Here is a 2,565-nt window from a genome sequence, read left to right as displayed (position 1 = left end):
GGCGATGGCCGCGCGCGACGTCGAGCTGGCGCTCGTCTCGACGCCGGAGAACATCTTCTACCTGACCGGCCTCGACCACTGGGGCTATTTCGCGCCGCATCTGCTGATCGTGCCGATGGACGGCGAGATGATCCTGGTCACCCGCCAGATGGAGCGCGTGTCGATCCAGAAGCAGGTGCGCAACGCGCTGTTCCAGGGCCACGAGGACGACGAGACGGCGGCCGATCTGGCGGTCCGCGTGCTGCGCGATTCCTTCGCCGCGCGCGAGCGCTCCGGCGCCGTCCTGAAGACCGTCGTCGAGGAGGTCTGCGAGCTCACCGGCCGGCGCGCGCGCATCGGCGTGGAAACCTGGTCGGCCGGCCATTCCTACGGCTTCGGCGCGGCGCTGCGCGACAGCCTGCCGGACGTCGAGTGGGTCGACGTCACCGGGCTGGTCGACGACCTGCGGCTGGTCAAGTCGCCGGCCGAGCAGGCCCTGATGCGCAAGGCGGCGGCCGTCTCCGACGCTGCCGCCGGCGCCGCCGTCGCGGCGATCTGCGACGGCGCGGCCGAGCGCGACGTGGTCGCCGAGTGCCACGCCGCGATGATCCGCGCCGGCGGCGACGCGCCCGGCTTCGGCCCCTTCATCCGCCCCGGTCCGCGCCTCGGCGAGGAGCACGCCACCTGGGGCAACGACACCTACCGCGCCGGCGAGCCGGTGTTCCTCGAGCTGTCGGGCTGCGTCAGCCGCTACCACGCGCCGCTCGGCCGGCTGGTCCATGTCGGCACGATCGCCGAGCCGGACGCGGCGATGGCCGAGACGGCGACGGCCGCCTTCGCCGCGGTGCTCGACGCGCTCAGGCCCGGCGTGCTCGCCCGCGACGTCTATGCCGCCTGGCAGGACGTGGTCGACGCCGCCGGCCTCGCCCACTACCGGCGCCACCATTGCGGCTACTGCGTCGGCATCGGCTTTCCGCCGTCCTGGACCGGCGGCAACCGCGTCACCGGCCTGCGGCGCGATTCGGAGCTCGCCATCCGCGAGGGCATGAGCTTCCACATCCTGTCGTGGCTGATGGGCACCGGCCGCGGCGACTTCTTCGTGTCCAACACCGTTCTCCTCGGCCCGACCGGCGCCGAGGTGCTCAACCGGACCCCGCTCGGCCCGACGATCAGATAGGAGACAGACGATGCTGAAGAACGACACGCTCGACCAGTGGGACCGGGAAAGCTTCCTCCACCCCTCGACCCACCTCGCCCAGCACGCCCGCGGCGAGGCGCCCAACCGCATCGTCAGCGGCGGCAAGGGCGTCTACATCGAGGACCGCGACGGCAACCGCCTGCTCGACGCCTTCGCCGGCCTCTACTGCGTCAATGTCGGCTACGGCCGGCCGGAGATCGCCGAGGCGATCGCCGAGCAGGCCCGCAAGCTGGCCTACTACCACGCCTATGTCGGGCACGGCACCGAGGCCTCCATCACGCTCGCCCACATGATCCTGGAGCGCGCGCCGAAGGGCATGTCGAAGGTCTATTTCGGCCTCGGCGGCTCGGACGCCAACGAGACCAACGTCAAGCTCGTCTGGTACTACAACAACGTGCTCGGCCGGCCCGAGAAGAAGAAGATCATCTCGCGCTGGCGCGGCTATCACGGCTCGGGCCTGGTCACCGGCTCGCTGACCGGGCTCGGCCTGTTCCACAAGAAGTTCGACCTGCCGCTCGAGCGCGTCGTGCACACCGAGGCGCCCTACTACTTCCGCCGCCCCGACCCGGCGATGAGCGAGGCCGCCTTCACCGCCCACTGCGTGGCCGAGCTCGAGGCGCTGATCGAGCGCGAGGGCGCCGACACCATCGCCGCCTTCATCGGCGAGCCGGTGCTCGGCACCGGCGGCATCGTGCCGCCGCCGCAGGGCTACTGGGAGGCGATCCAGGCGGTGCTCGACCGGCACGACATCCTGCTGATCGCCGACGAGGTGGTGACCGGCTTCGGCCGGCTCGGCTCGATGTTCGGCTCCGACCATTACGGCATCCGCCCCGACATCATCACCATCGCCAAGGGGCTGACCTCGGCCTACGCGCCGCTGTCCGGCTCGATCGTCTCGGACAGGGTCTGGAAGGGGCTCGAGAAGGGCACCGACGAGAACGGCCCGATCGGCCACGGCTGGACCTATTCGGCGCACCCGATCGGCGCCGCCGCCGGCATCGCCAATCTCGAGCTGGTCGACAGCCTCGGCCTGGTCGAGAACGCCGGCGAGACCGGCGCCTATTTCAACCGGGCGATGGCCGACGCGCTGGCCGACCACCCGCATGTCGGCGAGGTGCGCGGCGAAGGGCTGTTGTGCGCGGTCGAGTTCGTCGAGGACCGGCAGGCGCGCCGCTTCTTCGACGCCGGCCGCAAGATCGGCCCGCAGGTCGCCGCCGCCCTGCTCGAGGAAGGCGTCATCGCCCGCGCCATGCCGGAGGGCGACATCCTCGGCTTCGCGCCGCCGCTGTGCCTGACGCGCGCGGAGGCCGACACGGTGGTCGCCGCCACGGCCAAGGCGGTCGGCAAGGTGCTGCCGGCCTGACCGCCGGCCGGCCGGGCGGCGGTCA

Annotated in this window: 2 protein-coding genes; both read left to right on the top strand. The window is 71.8% G+C overall.

What is annotated here, in order from left to right:
- Positions 1 to 1,156: Xaa-Pro peptidase family protein (locus N1F89_RS20490; protein ID WP_290086346.1), on the top strand; the 1,156-nt coding region annotated here is incomplete at its 5' end.
- A gap of 10 nt (positions 1,157 to 1,166) precedes the next feature.
- Positions 1,167 to 2,540 (top strand): aspartate aminotransferase family protein, encoded by a 1,374-nt coding sequence (locus N1F89_RS20485; protein WP_290086344.1) that lies wholly within the window; start codon positions 1,167 to 1,169, stop codon positions 2,538 to 2,540.
- The last annotated feature ends 25 nt before the right edge of the window (positions 2,541 to 2,565 follow it).

The organism is Aquibium sp. A9E412, assembly GCF_030398335.1.
In the GTDB taxonomy this organism is placed as follows: domain Bacteria; phylum Pseudomonadota; class Alphaproteobacteria; order Rhizobiales; family Rhizobiaceae; genus A9E412.
This window is presented reverse-complemented; position numbering and strand designations above follow the sequence as displayed.

Bases quoted from the DNA above. Each gene is read 5' to 3' on its own strand.
- N1F89_RS20485 (WP_290086344.1), top strand. From the start codon at position 1,167: ATGCTGAAGAACGACACGCTCGACCAGTGGGACCGGGAAAGCTTCCTC.